Source organism: Bacillus sp. S2(2024), from assembly GCF_050474045.1.
GTDB lineage: Bacteria > Bacillota > Bacilli > Bacillales > Bacillaceae_G > Bacillus_A > Bacillus_A yunxiaonensis.
The window spans coordinates 2,596,054-2,614,848 of record NZ_JBFLUS010000003.1 but is presented as its reverse complement, the minus strand read 5'-3'; the positions used below and the strand labels follow the sequence as shown (position 1 = coordinate 2,614,848).

Genomic DNA, 18,795 nt, shown 5'->3' with positions numbered 1-18,795 from the left:
AAACAAGAAAGGAGAACAACGTTCTCCTCATTACCTAAATCTTTTTGTATATATCTACATACGCCACTTTCAATTGCTCACGTAATTGTTTGTTTTCATCCCCCAGTTTCTTGATACGGCGCTGTAAAGAAGCGATGATGGCATCTTTGTTATTGTCATTTATCTCCCTTTTGATCTGTTTTGGTGTAGGCGCTTGTGCTTGTTGCTGGCGTAATGTCTCAATCCGACCACGCAACTCCCGGTTGTTGTACAGTGTCGCTTTCGCCACACCAGCTTCGCTCGCTACACTGTTGAAATTAATAGCCTCATTGGCTCGCACGAGCCGCTGAATAGCTACGTTGACCTTTTGATGCGTGGAGGCCTTCCTTGATTTGTGAATCGCTTTTAGGCCTCACTATACATCGCCATCAACTTAAGAAATTGATTGTCCCCCAAAACGAAAAAAATGAGCTAAATTCTCATAAATAACTGCAAAATAATAAAATTTTTGTTTTGGGGACAATTCAAAGTACTAAATTGATGACAACGTGGCGGGACTCCTAAAATAAAATTATAATTAGCATTGCTTTTAACAATGTGACAATAATTATTGTCAGACCTCCATTTCTGTTGCGATTTATCTTGTTATTTAAGGCATTAAAAGAAAACCCCAGAACAAATAGGTAATTTATGTTAAAATATAAAGAAAAATGATAAATATTATTAACTGTGAAAAAGACAAGATTGTAAAATAAGAATCTAATTCGGAAGGATTGAGTTTATTTATATATTCTTAGGAGTGATGGAATGGATAATCCTTATAAAATAGCTGTAATTGGTGGCACTGGTAAGGTAGGACGTTATATAGCTTCAGAATCGTTAAAAAATGGCTACCAAGTTCGTATGCTTGTTCGGAATCCTAAAAATTTAAAATACAACGATGATAAAATTGAGATTGTAACAGGTACTGCGGAGAATGTAGATGCAATAAGACAACTACTCGAAGGTTGTCTTATTGTTATAAATTGCTTTGGTCAACCTATGAGAGATACACCTATATATAGCAAAGTTACCAGAGATATACTTGAAGTAATGAAAGAAAAGGATATTAAGAGATATATTGGAGTTACAGGAGCTTCTCTCAACATTATAGGAGATAAAAAAAGTCCTTTAAATAAGATTGGAGCAAAAATGTTTGAAGTGCTCTTTTCCAAAATGATGAAAGATAAAAGAGAAGAGCTGAATATTCTTTTGAAAAATAAAGACCTTGATTGGACACTAATAAGACTGCCTTTTGTAAAAGAGGGTATTGAAGTAAGAGCGGTCAAAGAAAGTCTTACCGATATGCCTGGGACAATGATTTCAAATCAAGAAATAGCAAATTTTATAATTAGCCAGATTGATAATAAAGAGTATATTCATAAAACACCTTTTATTGCAATTTAATATGGTCTGGTCTGACCCCATTTGGTGAGCCAAAGAAAAAACACCTAGACAACATGTTTCCTATAAGGTCTCACCATACATGTCCATCAACTCAAGAGATTTTAATACCCTCAAACACAAAAAAAGTTATCCTTTCTAAACAAGCTAAATTGGGAAGGATGACGTTTTCTTATGAATCTCTCGATTCAAGATGAACTACTACCATTTGCAAAAGAATTACAACGATATGTTACACCTATATTTTTAGAAGAACTTGCAAGAGAAATCGGATTTATAAAGCGAAAACGTAAGTTTTCTGGCTCAGACTTAGCTACAATTTGCATTTGGATCAGTCAACGAGTAGCAAGTGATCCCTTAGTACGATTATGTAGTAGGCTTCATGCAGCTACTGGTACTTTACTCAGCCCTGAGGGCTTAAATAAACGTTTAAATGCTAAAGCAGTTTTGTTTTTACAACATATTTTTTCTTTACTGTTACAACAAAAAGTATGTGAACAAACGCAATTTTCTAATCATCTCTTCTCTTATTTTGGGCGAATTCGTATCCTAGATGCTACCTTATTCCAAGTGCCAAATGCTTTAGAGAATATATATCCAGGCTCTGGAGGATGTGCCCAAACAGCCGGAATCAAAATTCAATTAGAATATGATCTGCACAGTGGGGAATTTCTTAACTTTCAAGTTGAACCAGGAAAAAATAATGACAAAACTTTTGGTACAGAATGCTTAGATACCTTACGACCTGGGGATTTATGTATTCGTGATTTGGGTTATTTTTCATTGGAGGACTTAGATCAAATGGATCAACGAGGTACATACTATATTTCTCGTTTAAAATTGAATACGAATGTATATGTGAAAAATCCAAACCCAGAATGCTTTAAAAATGGTGCAATTAAGAAACAATCAGAATACATACAAATAGATGTGAAACAAATTTTAAATCAACTACAGCCCGGAGAAACATTTGAATTAAAACATGCTTATATCGGTGATAAACAACAGCTGTTTGCACGTGTTATTTTTAATCGACTAACAGAAAAGCAACTTCAAAAACAACAAGCAAAAATCGCAGAAAAAGAAAAATCCAAAAATAGAACGTACTCAGAGAAAAGTAAAGTTGTAGCGGGATTAAACGTGTACGTGACGAATACACCTTGGGAATGGGTTCCGATGGAACAGGTACATGAGTTATATACTTTGCGTTGGCAAATAGAGATTGTCTTTAAAACGTGGAAATCACTCTTCAAAATAGATCATTATCGTAATGTAAAACAAGAACGATTAGAGTGCCAACTATATGGAAAGCTAATCGCTATTTTCCTGTGCTCCTCTACTATGTTTAAAATGCGTCAATTACTCCTCACCAAGAAGAAACGAGAGCTGGGTGAATATAAAGCGGTTTATATTATTAAAGATTACTTTCTACTTCTTTATCAAGCTCTACAAAAAGATACTCAAGAACTATCAAAAATCTTGCTTCGTTTGTTTAATTTTTTGCAGAAAAACGGAAGGAAATCTCATCGATATGAGAAGAAAACAGTCTTTGATATATTGGGTGTCATATACACTTGTTTCGTTACTCATAATCATGTAGCTTAATAAAAAAATGAAACCCGTTAGGGTTTATTTGGTATGCAGATTTTTAGATAGCTGATATCACCTCTTTAGAAAACAGAAAAAATCTAGTTGGACGGACTTTTACTTAATCTTAGGTTGATGGGCATGTGGCGGTATCCCTATATTCCATTCATTTTATCAATGTTAGTTTTAACCATGTCTAATGTTTTTTGATCTAATGTTTGTAAAACCGAATCTGGGGCATTTAAAATAAATTTCCCATCAATTCTTTGTACATATTGATCTAACTTATTAACAACTTCTTAGGAAATGGGTTGAAATCCTTTATTCTCATTATCTTGATATCTTAACATGGAACTACCCGAATTTCTGTCCGATAGCAGTATTATTTCTATTCATTTTCTTACTACCCAAATTTTTGTCGTGGAACTTACCAAATTTGTGTCGTCCGACAATATTTCTTGAAAATATTTTTTTGAAGGTTATGAGATATATTCCGATTAAAAAACTGAAAATTAAAATATTAAAAATGTATAATAAAGTACAGAAGATATTGAAGAAATAAATAGAGAAGAGGGAATATCGTATGACTAGTTTAAAAAATGTTCTTGAGCTTGATTTTGCATATCTTGAAACCTTTACTAGCCGAATAGAGAAATCATGGGGTTCTATATTTTGTAATGAAAGTAACCCATATTATTATGATGCGAATCATGCACATGTAAGTGTAGTAAGTTTAGATCCACAACTGATAGTAGATGAAGTAATCCATTTCTATAAGACTAAAAATATAGTACCTAGATTTTATATATATAACTTAGATATGCAAGAAAAACTGATTTCTGAATTACAAATAAATAATTTTGGATTTGAAGAATTAATAAGTCCAGTCCAATTATGGAATAAGAAATTAATTAAAAAAGATAAAAATGAAAAAGTTACTATTGAAAAGGTATCTGAATTAAACTTTGAAGAAGCTTTAGATATTGAATGTAATATAAAAGAGTTTGGAGGAGGCGAAGTTAGAAAAAAAGCTTTTCAAGAGGAATTCCAACATCCAGCATTCACTCATTATCTACTTAGATATAATGGCGTAGCATGTTCCATCGCTTGTATTTTTGAACATGAAAAACAGGCCCGAATGGAAAGTGTAGCTACAATTGAAAAGTTTAGAGGTAAAGGGTTAATAGGTGAACTTATTCATTTTATTCAAAGTGAAGTAATGAATAGAGGACTAGATAATCTTTGGGTGATTCCAATTAACGAAAAAGTAGAAAAAGTGTATGAAAAGTATGGATTTGAAACAGTAGAGAAAATTAAAACAGGACATGCATTTTTAGAAGGAAAAAGCATTAAAGAAATTCACGAGGGATAGAAAAAATCAACTCATTTTGTTAAAGAAAAATATTTAGTTGAAAAGTGTATTGAAAGTAAACTAATATTCAAAAGTTTACTTTCAGAAAAGACAAAAAGAGTCCTAATTTAATAGGACTCTTTTTCTTTTAGGAGTAGCACCACATCGCTATCAAGCTAATATTTTGAAGTACCCCCAAAATAAAAATTTCCTTTTTCTACAGTTAGTTATTTGAGAAGTCAGCTTTTTTTCGTTTTTGGGGTGTTTACTTTTCTTAAGTTGATAGGCATGCGGCTGAACCCCAAAAAAGGAAATTAATATCTATTTAAAGAAAATTTTAAAAGATAAAAACGAATGTAATTATAGAATGACTATCTATGATAAGAAAAGGAGGCACTTACATATGCTAACAAATGATTTAGATTTCCGATTAGAACCACGCTTAAAAGAACTGTATGAACAACATAGAATAAGAGCACGGAAGATAGATTGGGGTTATCATGAGTTTTTACCATGGGATAAGGGGATGGACTTTAAAAAAGTTCCTTGGGATGAAAGTCAGGTTGCCCTTCCTTCTGGTGTAATTACGGCCATTGAAACAGCTTTATTAACAGAAGTGAATTTACCATGGTTTACAACGTATTTATCTGCAACTTTTAAAGGGTCCCTTTCTGTTATTACGGACTTTATTCATACTTGGACTTCAGAAGAGGATCAACATTCGAATTTGCTGGAGACATATTTACTACTTACTCGAAGCGTGAACCCTAAACGATTACACGAATTAAGAAAGTCAGTCGTTGAAGGTGGATTTGAGCCTGATTTTCACACGCCAATCGAAGCCATGACGTATACGACGCTACAAGAACTTGCAACGATGGTGTTTTACAATAATGTAGCTAAGTTTGCAAGTAAGCATGATCCAGATCTTGCTACATTATTACGCCGTCTTGCAAAAGATGAAACCCTTCATTATGCGTTTTATCGAGACGTGATTCGAACACATTTGGAATTGGAACCTAATTATTGTTATCATATTGCCAATGTGATTATGAATTTTAAAATGCCAGGTGCAGTCATGCCTGATTTTGAAAATAGAATGGCTGTGATTGCAAAAGAAGCTAACTATGGGCCACTACAATATTTTGATCAAGTACTTGATGTAGTAGTTGATTATTGGAGGTTAAAAGATTTACGACCAATTGCACCTCTAGCTGAAAAAGCAAGAATTAAGATTTTGGAGTACCACACAAGATTGAAAAAAATACGGGATCGATTTGGTCGTTTTCAAGGGAAAACTGATCTACGTTAATTAGTAGGGGTCACCATACACATCCATCAACTTAAGATATTGGTAGCTCCCCAAAACGAAGAAAATGAGTTGAATTCTCATAAATAACTGTAAAACAATAAAATTTTCGTTTTGGGGGCACTTCAAAATTTTTGCTTGATGGGCATGGAGTACCGCCAGCATTTCGGAAAAAACCCACGCTAAGCAAAAAAACTAGCCTCTACAAAAGAAGCTAGTTGACGTAAAATTCGATTGCGGAAGTTGTAAGAAATTAATGATATTTTATTATTTTGCCAGCACATGCTTTGGCTGGAGAAGATTCTAATATAGGTCCAACAAACCAAACTTTAACCTTATCCCCTTTATGTAAATTTTTTATGTCACTTTTATTGACTATTTCAGCTGATACCTTAGATCCTATCTTGGAGGATTCTAATACTATAAATACACCATTTTCGTCTTTTCTTTCTATAGTTCCTATATTTGCACTTTCATCAGTAAAATTCCCACTGACTTTTCTTTTAGCACATGGACCATCATTAAGCTCTACGTCTTTTTTAAAAGAACAGCCCATTAGTATAATAATTGAACTAAATATAATTAAACATCTTATATATTGCTTAATTTTTATTCCTCCTTGGTCACCATAAGATTCGTTAGCGGAAGTTAATCTGCTCTACTGTTTTTGGAAATAGTTTCAAAGATTCTTGAATAAACATCTTTCACATTTGCTTCGTTTTTGATGTCGTTGTATAAACCATAGCCCCAGCCTTGTAGATGGTCCTCATGATAGAAGATTCCTATTGCATAGAAACCATCATCCACCTCAGGCGCATCTTTATAGGATAAGGACTCATCTACAAAAGGTAGATTCCCTTTAGTCGTCTGAATAAAAAAGAATGGGATATGGGACTTCTTGTAGATAGGTGCGTATTTCGCTTCCGCAGCTTCAGATAAGTTTTCTCTTGTAATAAAAACAGCATCATAATTTGAATCAAATGCAGTTTTCTCTAAGTTAGAAAACTGTATTTTACTAAACTTCACCTGCTTTTCTCGTACTTCTGGAATTTTCCCTATTACAGCAATATGTAGGGGTTTCCCATCATAAGACTTCGTCTTTACTGAATCTGCTTTTGTATTACAGGATACGAGTAGAACAACAAATAATACCGTAACAAAGCAGAGTAGAGACCTTTTTATTTCCATAGCAAATGTCTCCTCCTTCTAAATACAGCAAATTCCTCCCTATCAAAGAGGATGGTATAGCAGTTTTACAATCGTGTATAAAAGATAAACTCCAAGAAGAACGGCAATAATTACACGTGATGTTGCTACCAATCATTGGCTCTCGTACAATTTGTTCAAGAAAAAGAAGAACAGGACTATCCAAATTCCCTTTGAAAAAAACGCATAAAGTACACTGAATATAGCATCAAAAACTTGCATGAGAAAATTCATTGAGACTCCCCCTTTTTTTCCTTATTATACCATTCGAGAGAAGGGTGATATGTCATGTAATTTTGGTTGTATAGGGTATTCATGTAAAGTTAACATAACGTATCATTATCGGGATTCAATGTATTTAGAAAACTATTAAAAGTCCTCCAGATTGTTTAACTGGGGGACTTTTGTGTTCGCATAATTCTCGTTATTGGAAGTTAATTAATGTCAGTATTGAAAGTAAAAATCACTTGATAAAATAACTCCAATAACTTATTACTACAAGTATTAAAGATAATATTGTATAGACAATAGATCCTAGTAAAATAGGATTTACACTTAATTCAAATTTTTCTTCCTCTACTTTCATACCAAATTTAGCTTGAGCTTGAAGTCGAACACTGTTGCTAGAAAATCCGCCTTTACTGCTAAAGTAATATGTAATAACAACAAAACATAATCCAACGAAGAAAGTTAGTTCAATAAAACTCCATCCCAAGAGTTTAGCTAATACATACACAATCCCGGCTTCAATTATTATAGTTGCAAGTAATCCTAATCCTTTTTTCACTTTCTTCATATAATCAACTCCCATATACTTTCTAATTATTTCATATTATAACATTTATAACCATTTTATTATGTGATAAGAAGAAAAGTTGGGGGGGTATTGTATACCCTATACATGTAAAGTTAACATAACGTACTATTATCGGGATTCAATGTATTTGGCAGACTATTAAAAGTCCTCCAGATTGTTTAACTGGAGGACTTTCGTATTCACATAATTATCGTTACAGGAAGTTATGTGAATAAGATAAATTGGGCGGATAAAAAAATAAGAGCATTACTTACTAATAAGCCATAGGTGATGACAAAACATAACTCCAAAATCAACTTTTATTGTATATTTTGGAGTTACTTGACGTTTACTTACTTAATATACTTTTATGTAAAAAAGAGAATGATCTGAACGATTCCATTTTTAACAAGAGATTTTATTTAAGTAATAACGTAAGACTAAAAGCAGAAATAAAAATAGCACCACTGAGAACTATTAAATTAAATTGTTCTGATGCTTCTTTATTCATTTTCATTTTGTTTGTAAAGAAATTCTCTAAATATTCTCGAAAAATAATTGGCAAACAAAATATAACAATAAGTAACATTCTTTTAAAGGGGGTTAATTCTCTCCCTATAAGTAAAATTACACTCGACATACCTATTAATACATGTATAAAGTTTGTAGCAACAATACCATAAGTGAGTAACTTTTTTTTACCCATATGAAAGAGACCTCCTCGTATTATAATTATTAATTAGCAGTCGTATAATAGTTATATTCAGAAAGTACTTTTGGACTACTGATTTTAATACTCTGTAAACTTGAAGATGATCTAGAAGACGAAGAATATATATATACATAATCTTGATAAATATAAGTATTGTAATAATCACTCCAAGAGCCGATGTAATAAGTTGTAGTATAACTAGGGGTAGCACCATCATTTCGCGGATTCTGTACGCTAAGGCTATAACCTTTGATATAACAAGGATTTCGTAATAAGAACCGAAAACGGTCGTTTAAGGAACTTTATTTATATCTATCAAAACTGACTGAAATATGTTTAAAATCCAGTTCCAAAACTCATTACCAAAAACAAAGTATCATACCAAACATCTAATACCGTTTATGGAACCTTTTTAACGTACGGAAAAAACAAGTTTTTTAAATATAAAATTCCTTAGCGTACGAAATTCGCGTTATGTTGGCGGGACCCCATGCCCATCAAGCTAAGATTATGTAAGTTTAATTTTAAGTGAGATTTTTCTTTTTTCTAAAGATCCAGTGTAAGTTTCTTAAAGATTTGCATACCAAATAAACCCTATCGGGTTTCAATTTTTTGGATTACGCTACATGATTATGAGACATAGAAAAGTTGTATACGACGCCTAATATATCAAAGACTGTTTTCTTCTCATACCTATGAGATTTTCGTCCGTTTTTTTGTAAGAGATTGAACAAACGAAACAATATCTTTGTTAATTCTTGGGTGTCTTTTTGTAATGCTTGATAAAGAAGTGGAAAATAATCTTTGATGATATAAATCGCTTTATATTCACTCAACTCTCGTTTCTTCTTGGTGAGGAGTAATTGGCGCATTTGAAACATAGTGGAGGAACAAAGAAGGATACTAATTAGCTGTCCATATAAATGACACTCTAGCCGTTCTAATTTCACAGAATTACAGTGATGAATACGAAAAAATGATTTCCATGTTTTAAAGATAAGTTCAATTTGCCATCGTAAGGAGTAAAAATCGTATACTTGTTTCTTTGGTAGATATTCCGAAGGGATATTCGTAATGTAAAAGTTAATCGCACTAAGCCGCTTACTGCGTTCTTTATAGGTAATTTGCTTCTTATGTTCTTTAGATGCTAAATCCTTTTGTCTACGTTTCATTTGCGTTTCAGTTAATTTGTATAGAATGAGTCTTGCAGGAAGTTTTTGATACATTCCAATGTAAATCTCAGGAATTTCATATGTTTCACCTGACTGTAATTGATCAATAAATTGCTCCATATCTAATTGGATGTACTCAGAGTGCTTTTTTATTGTTCCATTTTGAAAGTATTGAGGCTCTTTATTCTTCAGATATATACGTGTATTGAGTTTTAATCTTGAAATAAAATAAGCATTACACTCTTCTGTAGTATGCAAGTCTTTTAAGTCGAAGTATCCTAAATCACGTATACATACATCGTTAGGTTGAAGGGACGTTAAACAGGTAGAACCATACGTTTTATCATTGTGCTTTCCTGATCCTACATGAACATGTAGAAACTGACCACTTAGTAAATCATATTCTAGCTGAATTTTCACGCCAGCATTTTGACCACTGCCACCTGAACCTTGATATGTAGAAGTGAATTTATCTAGAATCTGAAAATGTGTAGAATCCAATACACGAATACGTCGAAAATAGTTTGTATACAAAGTTGGAATCTTGCTAGAAGAACAAAATTGTTGATGAAGTAAATGTGCTAAGAGTTGTTGTAAAAACTGAACAGCCTGAGAATTAAAACGTTGATTGAGTCCTTCTGGACTCATAGAAATGCCTGTATTAGCTTCTAATCGACTACATAATTGTGTCAACGATGTATGAGCTACATTTTGGCTTAACCAAACACATAAGGATACTAAATCTTGTGCGCGGTATTTACTTTTTCGTTGGACAAATCCTACTTTTCTAGCTAACTCATCCAAAGCATGTGGTGACATATGTCGCTGTAATTCTTTAGAAAATAATTGTAGTTCATCAGAAATTGATAGATTCATATAAAAACGCCATCCTTTCTATATATTTATACAGAAAGAATAGCGTTTTTTGCATTTTGAGGACACAATTTTAATTTAGATTGATAGGCATAAGGTGTTACCCCTTCTAGCATAATTAAATTTCTTCTTAATCAAAATCCCCCTTTATGCACCATTTATCAATACATAGTTTCTATTACTGTATAGATTATTTCTATAATTCGTCTCTTAAAAGAAAAACTATAATAAAGAAAAGTATTTAAAACATCTTTACAGAAATAATAAGAATTTTATTGAAATTTAATTTTAAAATCCCTTTAAAAGTGGTGAAAAAAATGCAGAAAGTAGTTGGAATTATTGGTGGAATGGGTCCATTGGCGACAGTTGATTTAATGAATAAAATTATTTTTTATACGCCTGCAATGAAGGATCAAGATCATATCCATGTCATCGCTGATAACTATTCTCAAATACCTGATCGAACAACGGCCATTTTGGGTAAGGGAATAGATCCCACCCCATATATTATACAATCAGCACAGCGACTACATAACGCTGGGGCAGATTTTCTAGTTATTGCGTGTAATACTGCTCATTTTTTCTTTGGATCAGTTGAAAAATCTGTTAGTGTCCCTATTTTGCATATGCCTGCAGAAACGGCCAAGTTTTTACAAGAAAATAATTTTAAAAAAGTGGGCTTGTTAGCTACAGATGGAACTATTAATACAAATTTGTATCAACAAAGTTGCCAAAACTATGATATTGAGGTTATTGAGCCAGATGTGGAAATGCAAAAAGAAGTGATGAAAGGAATATATGCCATTAAAAGTGGTGATTTAGAAACAGGACTTTTATGCCTTTCAACAGTTGCTAATAAATTGACAAAGAGAGGGGCAGAAGCTATTATAGCGGGTTGTACAGAGGTTCCCCTTGTACTTAAATCATCCAAAGATATTTGTGTCATTGATCCAACGGAAATTTTAGCCAAAATGGTGATTAAAACAGCTAATGGAACAGATAAGGAAATACAATTGGTGTAATTTTGAAGATGAGAGAAGATGTGAATATTAACACTCTCTTATCTTTTAAATGTACAATGTATATGGATGTATTATAGGTGATAAAAATAATGGTGAACTAAAATAAGGAGCAGTTAGATATGAATATTGAAAATATTGAAGCCTTCATCTATGTTTGTCAACTGGGTAGTTTCAATAAAGCAGCAGAAGCTCTTTATTTATCTCAACCGTCTGTAACAGCACGTATTCAATCCCTTGAACGTGAAATTGATATAAAGCTCTTTCACCGAAAGGGGAATAAGATTTCTTTAACTGAAAAAGGAGAATATTTTTTTCCGCACGCACAAAAAATTCTCCAATCTTATCAGGAAGCAAAGTATGGATTACAACAAGTAATCATCCCTTATGAACTAGTGATTGGGAGTGCTTTGTCAATCTCTAACAACGTTCTCCCTAAAATTTTACCTGCTTTTAAATCTGAATTTAAGGATGTCAGAATAAAAATTATGACTGGCCATTCTAAAGACATTTTACACAGGGTTATTAATAAAGAAGTTGACTTTGGTATTGTACGAACTGAAACACATCCTCAAGTAGAAACAATTCGTCTTTATAATGATCCTATCAGTCTTTTTGTTCCTGGAAATCATGCTTTTTTAAAAGAAGAAAAAGTAACAATAGAACATGTAAGTAAACATCCTCTTATCTTTTTTGATTATGGATCCATGGATTGGCTTATGATTCATCGGCTATTTTCAAGTAATGATGTAAACCCAAATATATCCCTAGAAGTTGATAATATGGAAACAGCAAAAAAATTAGTAATACAGGGGATGGGCATTAGTTTCTTACCTGAACATTGTGTCAAACAAGAACTAGAAAATGGAGAATTATTTCGAGTAGAGATGACACCACCTGTGAAAATAAATATTAGTATTGATTTTATTTATTTAAAAGGTAAACCTAAATCTGTTTTTATTGATTTTTTACAAAATAAAATGTTTGGACAAAAAGAAACCGATTGATGTATCAATCGGTTTCTTTTTGTTTTAAACGTACCAAGATATGTTGATTCAATTAATTTATTCTATAAGCATGCCCATTAACTTAAGATTTTATGCCGCCCCAAAAACGAAGATTTTGTTCCTTTTATAGTAAGTAGGCTAGTTTTTATTCGTTTTGGGGGTAACATATTCCGTTAGGTTGATGGCAATGTGGCGGGACCCCTATATCTCTTCTGAAGTATTTGCACCAGAACCAGAAGGAGGTATGACTGTAAATCAAATTTGTGAAATTACAAATGTATCGAGAGCTTCATTATATAGAAAGCTATCAGAAGGAGACAAATAGTCCTCATGTATTCCATTAAAGGAACAGATTATTATAATTTAGCTTGCTCCCTCCGTTACGTCATACGCTAATCTTAAATTATACCAATATTGATGGAGGGATAATTTTATGGAAAATCAAGAACTTGTTTTCACAATTAGTGAATTTGGAAAGCGTGCAAGAACAACGGTAAGGACGCTAAGATTTTATGAAGAATTAGGATGACTGACACCAGCAAAGCAAAATGGATCTGGCCACAAGCTGTATGGGCTTGAAGATTTAGCGAAATTACAGCAAATCCAGTCCTTAAAATTTTTAGGATACTCATTACAGGAAATCAAAAATTTAATTGATAATGATTCGGATGCATCTAAACAACTGGAAAAGTCATTACCCTGGCAACATAAACTCCTTACAGAAAAAGAAAGTGAATTAAATCGAGCCATCGAAGCAGTTGAGCATGTACAATTCCTTTTGAAAGAAGGGAGGCCAATCACATGGGCAGTTTTAAGTTCACTTCTTTTTAAGATGGAAAATGAACAAGACCAAATAGAATGGGTGAAAGAATACTGTTCAGAAGACGTTGCCGAACAATTTTCATCATTTCCGAAAGAACAGCGACACCAAATGGATATAGAGATGCTTGACTGGTTATCAACATTGAAGAAATTGATGAATGACGGAGCTTCCCCGCAATCGCCTGAAGCATTTAATGTGGCCGTAAAATTGTCTGAGATCGCAATGAAACATGTAGATAACAAAGAGGAACTGGCAAAACAAATGCAAAAGGCACAGGAATCAATGGAAGCAGATATAGTCGATTTTAAGTTCCCTACCATTTTGACACCGGAAGAGGAAGTCTTTTTAGAAGAAATAGGAAAGTCAATTAAAGCGCAATATGAAGCTGAGCAAAAGTAAAGTCCCTTACACGGTAAATTCTAACTGTAGGCACATTGACCCTTTATTCAATAAAAGAGTGCTTTCAATGAAATAACCCAATTTTCTCTATAAATTTATGGAGAAGTTGGGTTTTTTAATATTGGAATTTCCTTATCGTTGTAAATCCGCATTTTCCTGACGGGACCCCTATATTAACGTCAATTATACTGGTGAAAGTACAAATGATGTCATTCAAAGCGCAATTCAAAAAGCAACTCTTACAATATTATCAGCCTTTGCAGAAAAAGAGCGGATTGATATAAAACAACGTCAAGCTGAAGGAATTGCTCTTGCCAGAAAACAAGGAAAACACTTGGGACGCACTCCTGTCGAAATAACAGAAGCATTTATTGAAGCTTATAAGGAATGGAAATCCGGCTCAATTACAGCAGTAGGAGCCATGAAAAAGTATGGCATCAAACGTTCTTCATTTTATAAACTTGCCAAACAGTATGAAGAAAGAACCAAAAATTAGAGAGGCGAAAATTTAATGGATTGTGGTGCTTTCTTATGCCTATCAACACGTTACAGAATTACATACTATCGTATCCATTTTTAATCAGAAATACAAAAAGAACTTGTAGAAATCACTACAAGTTCTTTTTAGGGTAGGGTAAATCATAGAGCTACATAAACAATCTCATCAGACATACTAACCTAAGGAGAACTGTCTTAATAATTTTATTATATAACAAATATTAACAGTTAAAGATTGTAATTTTGAAAGTTATGTGAATTATGTTAAGTGACAAAAAGGTTGCTTAATTTACAATAAAGTCCTTTAAAATATCTCATATCTGATTCTCCTAGATCCTGTTTTCTAGAGTGTAGCTTCATGTAGAAAAGTTTGCAACAGAACCAATCTCCTTGAAAAGAATGGTAAAGGATGAAGAAAGTAAAAGAGCAGCTAGCAAAAGCTAACTGCTCATCCCAAAGGAAAAAATAGGCTGTGGTCTAGCCTGTTTGTAGTATTTGCAGATGATGAAATATTATGCGGAGGGATGAGGGATGGAAAAATTTGAGTTGAAGATAATCGATAACAAGCTAGTTATTGATTTAAATAAAATGACTGATGATTATATGGAATCCTATGGGTATGATGGATTGCCAAATAGGTTTTATATTCCTATTAAGCTATTTCCGCACCAGAACCTTTATCTTAATATGTAAAAATTTACCATATTGTAATTTTATGTTAAATTTTTTTGTGCTAGTTGAAACTAGTAAAATATTTTAGAGAAATGAGGGAATTTTAGGTAAGGGGATTTTATCTTTGGGATTATGTGGTGCTTTATTAGCTTCACTTGTAACTAGTTTTGCAACAGAAGAAAAAACATCTTCTTCACCAAACATGATTTATACAGAACATGGTTTTACAAATGTTGAATCTGGAAAACAACCTGTTATTAAGGGATCAAAAAAACGAATGATGTTAAAAGTTTAGGTTCAGGTATATGTCTTAATGTAGATGGTGGATATTGGTGTAAAGGTCAAAAATTGAGTATTTGGGGCGATTTAGCTCAATATTCTAACTATGAACATAGTTCTCGAGTACATAAAGCAACAGCTATGGCAAATGGAGAATATGGTTATAGTTATTGGGAAGATCCAGGAACCCCAGCTAAAGCTACATCACCATATTTTTATTCATTAAATACTTATAAATCATATTATGATGTTCAATAGTTTGTTTGTAATTTAATTAGATAGAAAAAAGAGAATATAAAAAAGTCTTAGTTTATAATGTCTTTTTGCTCTCTTTTTTATTGATTTAGTAATTATAATTAATTTAAAGAGAGAGAGTATATATGAAAAGATTTTTATTTTTTTTATACATAGTTATCTTTTCTTTTTCCTTTTTTATATATTTTGATTTGATTTCTAGTAAACAAGAAGATTCAATGAAAAAAGCAGGAAAAGAAGATAGTTTCGTTGTTACCATTAATGAAAACGCTTTGAAAATTGATTCGGAGAAGTTTTTATCATTATTATTTAGGGTTTCTGATGATTATAATGCAAATGTATTTAAATCTATTTATTCAGAAAAAAAATCAGTGGAATATGTTTATTTTACACATGATATAAATTCTTATTTTACAAAATTTTTGCTGTTAGATGGAGTATTTCCAGATAATAAATCTGATAAATTTAATATTTCCACATCAAAAGATGAGAGTGTAACAGGAGAAATATTTTCTTATAAAGAAGGAATTGATTTTAGTGTTAAGCCATTGAAATCGTTTCCTAAAGATAGGTCAGTAGCGGGAGATTATATAGTTTCTTTAAAAGATAAAAATAAAATTAATCCTTTTATAAATAAGCTACAGAGAGAGTTAGGTATGAGAATTAATTATTCTAGTTATGAATATAATTCTGTTATTGATTCATCATCTTGGTTAAAAATTGTTCCTATTATTTTATCATTATTTATGATTATTTATTATTATTTTTTAGAGTATAAAAATTCTGCTATTAGATTATTAAATGGTTATGCACCTGTAGATATTTGGAAAAAATATTTTCTACAAATATCTAAATTGTATTTTTTGGCATTAATTATTTCTACTATAGTTGTTATGATTTTTATAACAATAAAAAATTTATTATTTAATTTGTATTGGTTTAGGATAATTATTGATTACTTGTTTTACCAATCTATAGTCGGAATGATAGTTTGTTTTATTATGTCTCTTCTTTTTGTAAGAGTTGGAAAAATTTCGATTTCTGCAAGCATAAAAAATAAAAAGCCTTTAAAATAAATACAAATTGTAAATAGTTTGGTAAAAGTAATTTTTTCAGTGATTATATTATATTTACTTTTTCTTTCTTATAGTGCTTTTTTGGATTCCTATCGATATTATTATAAAAACGCAAACGAATGGAAACAAATGAAGTCATATGGAGTTATGCCAATTAAAGCGCATTTACCAGGTAGTAATGATCCTAAAGCTGTTCTTGAAATGTTTGATAAAAAATATAAATTATTTAAGTATACAAATGATAGGGGTGCGGTTTTAGTACGGTTTTCTGATGAGTATAAAGTAAAACAGTTGGGAATAGAACCTAAAGGTGTTGGTATTCCTGGTTATGAAGAAAAAACAATACTTATAAATAATAATTATTTGAAATTAAATCCGATATATGGGTTAGATAATAAGTTAATTGATATTAAAGAAGATGATGATAGACTTACGGTTTTAGTTCCAGAGAAGTATAAAAAAGAAGAACAAGAATTAAGAAGATATTTTGAAAAAGAATATTATCTTCAAAAATATAAAGTTAAAAATACTTTTTTAGAAGATGTTGGTAAAGAGCTTCCTTTTAAAGAGGATATGGTGATAAATATAATTTGGATAAAGAATAATCAATCGTATTTTACTTTTTCCAGTGATCTCGCAGCAGGTACTAATAATCGTTTTTATAATGGTATTGCAATGGTATTAACTAATGCAAATGGTAATGAGGCTGCATGGTATGATACAGTTGTTGGAAGTGAGGATTATTTTATAAAATTATTAGATAAAGAAGTGCCATATAATAATATTAAAGATCAGATTAAAAATTTAGGATTACAAGAATTTTATCTAGAACTCTATAATGCTTATGATGCTGTTGAAAGTAGAATTCAGATGCATATGGAAAGAGCATATCAATTTTTAGTTATTTTAGTTGTTGTTTTGTTAGGTTATTTATTTATAAGTATGTTTACAACATTAAATTATTTAGAGCAATATAAATTGAAACATACTATTAAGATAATACATGGTTATTCTTATTTTAAAAGACATAAGTTATATTTGATATTTACTAATTTTGTTTGGCTTGTTTCAATATTGATTTTATGTATATTAGGGAAGTTTGATTTTATATATCTTATGTTTTGTATCGTTTTTTTAGAAAATTCATTCATTTATTTATTGATTAAGAAAAGTGAACATAAGAAAATGGTACAAATTATAAAAGAGGGGTGAGTATATGAAAGGAGAAATAGGAATTAAATTAGAGAACATCACCAAAAAGTACGGGGATCGATATATTTTTAATGATTTTAATGTTAGTGTTTATAATAATGAGTTCGTTGGTATTATGGGGAAAAGTGGTACAGGAAAATCTACATTACTTAATATAATTGGGTTATTAGATGAACCAGATAGTGGTAAAGTTATTATTCAAGGAAATGATAATCCCAATAAGAATAAAAAAAGTTTTTTAAAAATAAGTTAGGTTATATATTTCAAAATTATGCTTTAATGGATAATGAAACAGTTGATGTGAATTTGGAAGTTGCACTTGAATTTCAAAAAATCTCAAAAAGAGAGAAAAAGATTTTAATAGAAGATGCATTAAAACAAGTTGGATTATCTTGTTCTTTAAAAACTAAAGTTTATACTTTAAGTGGTGGTGAGCAACAGAGACTTGCATTAGCTAGAATTTTATTGAAAAAATGTGATATTATTTTGGCTGATGAACCTACGGGTTCTCTTGATAAAGAAAATCGTGATCAAATAATTAAGCTATTGAAGACGCTTCATAATGAAGGTAAAACAATTATTGTTGTTACTCATGATATTGATTTACAAAATTCATTTTCTAGAATAATTAATTTGGGATAGTATTAGTTCTTTTAAATAAACAGCTAAAAATTATATTAATTTTTAGCTGTTTATTTTTTTATTTTGTTTGTTAAAAGCTATAGGGTTTTATAAGGGGTAGCACCAACATTTCGCGGATTCTGTACGTTAAGGTGAAATCCCTTGATATGATAGAGATTTCGTTATAAGTACCGAAAATGAACGTTTAAGGAACTTTATATATTTCTAATAAAATTGATAGAAATACGATCAAAAATCAGTTCCAAAACTCATTACCAAAAACAAAGCACCATAAAAAGTATTAAATATCGTTTATGGAACACTCTAAACGTACGGTAAAACCAAGTTTTTTACCTTAAAAATTCCTTAGCGTACGAAATTCGCGTTTTGTTGGCGGGACCCCATGCCCATCAAGCTAAGCTTATATAAGTTTAATTTCATGTGAAATCCTTTCTTTTTTCTAAAGATCCAGTGTAAGTTCTTTAAAGACCTGCATACCAAATAAA

18 protein-coding genes and 4 pseudogenes are annotated in these 18,795 nt (G+C 31.4%); 16 read left to right on the top strand and 6 right to left on the bottom strand.

All coding sequences use genetic code 11. The annotated features are described in order from the left end of the window. Positions 1–34 precede the first annotated feature (34 nt). Positions 35–379 carry a DUF6262 family protein gene (locus AB1284_RS13130; protein WP_429754271.1) on the bottom strand — a complete coding sequence of 115 codons (345 nt, stop codon included), beginning with the start codon at positions 377–379 and terminating at the stop codon, positions 35–37. Positions 380–786: 407 nt separating this feature from the next. Between AB1284_RS13130 and AB1284_RS13125 the strand changes: the two genes are divergently transcribed. The 4 genes from AB1284_RS13125 (at position 787) to AB1284_RS13110 (ending at position 5,672) form a co-directional block, all read left to right on the top strand. Next, the gene (locus AB1284_RS13125; RefSeq protein ID WP_429748827.1) at positions 787–1,425 is read left to right on the top strand and encodes an NAD(P)H-binding protein; all 639 of its coding nucleotides are present in this window, start codon (positions 787–789) and stop codon (positions 1,423–1,425) included. Positions 1,426–1,596: 171 nt separating this feature from the next. Further along, positions 1,597–3,027 carry an IS4 family transposase gene (locus AB1284_RS13120; RefSeq protein WP_429748829.1) on the top strand — a complete coding sequence of 477 codons (1,431 nt, stop codon included), beginning with the start codon at positions 1,597–1,599 and terminating at the stop codon, positions 3,025–3,027. A gap of 565 nt (positions 3,028–3,592) precedes the next feature. Beyond that, on the top strand, positions 3,593–4,381 hold the full coding sequence (locus AB1284_RS13115; protein ID WP_429748831.1) for a GNAT family N-acetyltransferase: 789 nt from the start codon (positions 3,593–3,595) through the stop codon (positions 4,379–4,381). Positions 4,382–4,763: 382 nt separating this feature from the next. After that, complete coding sequence (locus AB1284_RS13110; protein ID WP_429748832.1) at positions 4,764–5,672, top strand: acyl-ACP desaturase; 909 nt, start codon at positions 4,764–4,766, stop codon at positions 5,670–5,672. A gap of 250 nt (positions 5,673–5,922) precedes the next feature. Here AB1284_RS13110 and AB1284_RS13105 read toward each other — a convergent pair whose 3' ends face one another. From AB1284_RS13105 to AB1284_RS13085, 5 genes are all read right to left on the bottom strand, one after another. Then, positions 5,923–6,225 (bottom strand): DUF3221 domain-containing protein, encoded by a 303-nt coding sequence (locus AB1284_RS13105; protein WP_429748834.1) that lies wholly within the window; start codon positions 6,223–6,225, stop codon positions 5,923–5,925. 92 nt (positions 6,226–6,317) lie between these two features. Beyond that, the gene (locus AB1284_RS13100) at positions 6,318–6,857 is read right to left on the bottom strand and encodes a hypothetical protein (protein ID WP_429748836.1); all 540 of its coding nucleotides are present in this window, start codon (positions 6,855–6,857) and stop codon (positions 6,318–6,320) included. A 481-nt stretch (positions 6,858–7,338) separates the two neighbouring features. Continuing rightward, complete coding sequence (locus AB1284_RS13095; protein ID WP_429754272.1) at positions 7,339–7,662, bottom strand: hypothetical protein; 324 nt, start codon at positions 7,660–7,662, stop codon at positions 7,339–7,341. 427 nt (positions 7,663–8,089) lie between these two features. Further along, positions 8,090–8,377, bottom strand: a complete 288-nt coding sequence (locus tag AB1284_RS13090; RefSeq protein ID WP_429748837.1) for a hypothetical protein — start codon at positions 8,375–8,377, stop codon at positions 8,090–8,092. A gap of 623 nt (positions 8,378–9,000) precedes the next feature. Continuing rightward, positions 9,001–10,431 carry an IS4 family transposase gene (locus AB1284_RS13085; RefSeq protein WP_429748839.1) on the bottom strand — a complete coding sequence of 477 codons (1,431 nt, stop codon included), beginning with the start codon at positions 10,429–10,431 and terminating at the stop codon, positions 9,001–9,003. A 314-nt stretch (positions 10,432–10,745) separates the two neighbouring features. On the opposite strand from AB1284_RS13085, the gene AB1284_RS13080 reads away from it, so the two are divergent. From AB1284_RS13080 to AB1284_RS13025, 12 genes and pseudogenes are all read left to right on the top strand, one after another. After that, positions 10,746–11,450, top strand: coding sequence for an aspartate/glutamate racemase family protein (locus tag AB1284_RS13080; RefSeq protein ID WP_002175269.1), 705 nt, complete (start codon positions 10,746–10,748; stop codon positions 11,448–11,450). Positions 11,451–11,569: 119 nt separating this feature from the next. Next, entirely contained in the window at positions 11,570–12,454 is an 885-nt protein-coding gene (locus tag AB1284_RS13075; protein ID WP_429748841.1) for a LysR family transcriptional regulator, read from the top strand. A gap of 235 nt (positions 12,455–12,689) precedes the next feature. Then, positions 12,690–12,779 (top strand): annotated as a pseudogene (locus AB1284_RS13070) (helix-turn-helix domain-containing protein); the annotation flags it as partial. Between the two features lie 108 nt (positions 12,780–12,887). After that, positions 12,888–12,983: a MerR family DNA-binding transcriptional regulator gene (locus AB1284_RS13065; RefSeq protein WP_429748842.1), complete on the top strand. Its 96-nt coding sequence runs from the start codon at positions 12,888–12,890 to the stop codon at positions 12,981–12,983. Then, a pseudogene (locus tag AB1284_RS13060) lies at positions 12,984–13,100 on the top strand (MerR family transcriptional regulator); the annotation flags it as partial. Between the two features lie 132 nt (positions 13,101–13,232). Then, positions 13,233–13,676, top strand: coding sequence for a hypothetical protein (locus tag AB1284_RS13055; protein WP_429748844.1), 444 nt, complete (start codon positions 13,233–13,235; stop codon positions 13,674–13,676). Between the two features lie 160 nt (positions 13,677–13,836). Then, positions 13,837–14,172 (top strand): annotated as a pseudogene (locus AB1284_RS13050) (recombinase family protein); the annotation flags it as partial. Between the two features lie 798 nt (positions 14,173–14,970). Continuing rightward, complete coding sequence (locus tag AB1284_RS13045; protein WP_429748846.1) at positions 14,971–15,141, top strand: hypothetical protein; 171 nt, start codon at positions 14,971–14,973, stop codon at positions 15,139–15,141. Further along, positions 15,111–15,383 (top strand): lactococcin 972 family bacteriocin, encoded by a 273-nt coding sequence (locus AB1284_RS13040; RefSeq protein ID WP_429761874.1) that lies wholly within the window; start codon positions 15,111–15,113, stop codon positions 15,381–15,383. The genes AB1284_RS13045 and AB1284_RS13040 overlap by 31 nt, the downstream gene beginning before the upstream one ends. A gap of 122 nt (positions 15,384–15,505) precedes the next feature. Beyond that, positions 15,506–16,456: a hypothetical protein gene (locus tag AB1284_RS13035; RefSeq protein WP_429748848.1), complete on the top strand. Its 951-nt coding sequence runs from the start codon at positions 15,506–15,508 to the stop codon at positions 16,454–16,456. Positions 16,457–16,603: 147 nt separating this feature from the next. Continuing rightward, a complete protein-coding gene (locus AB1284_RS13030) occupies positions 16,604–17,668 on the top strand; it encodes a DUF1430 domain-containing protein (protein ID WP_429748850.1) in 1,065 nt (354 codons plus the stop codon). Positions 17,669–17,672: 4 nt separating this feature from the next. Continuing rightward, positions 17,673–18,310 (top strand): annotated as a pseudogene (locus AB1284_RS13025) (putative bacteriocin export ABC transporter). Positions 18,311–18,795: the final 485 nt, after the last annotated feature.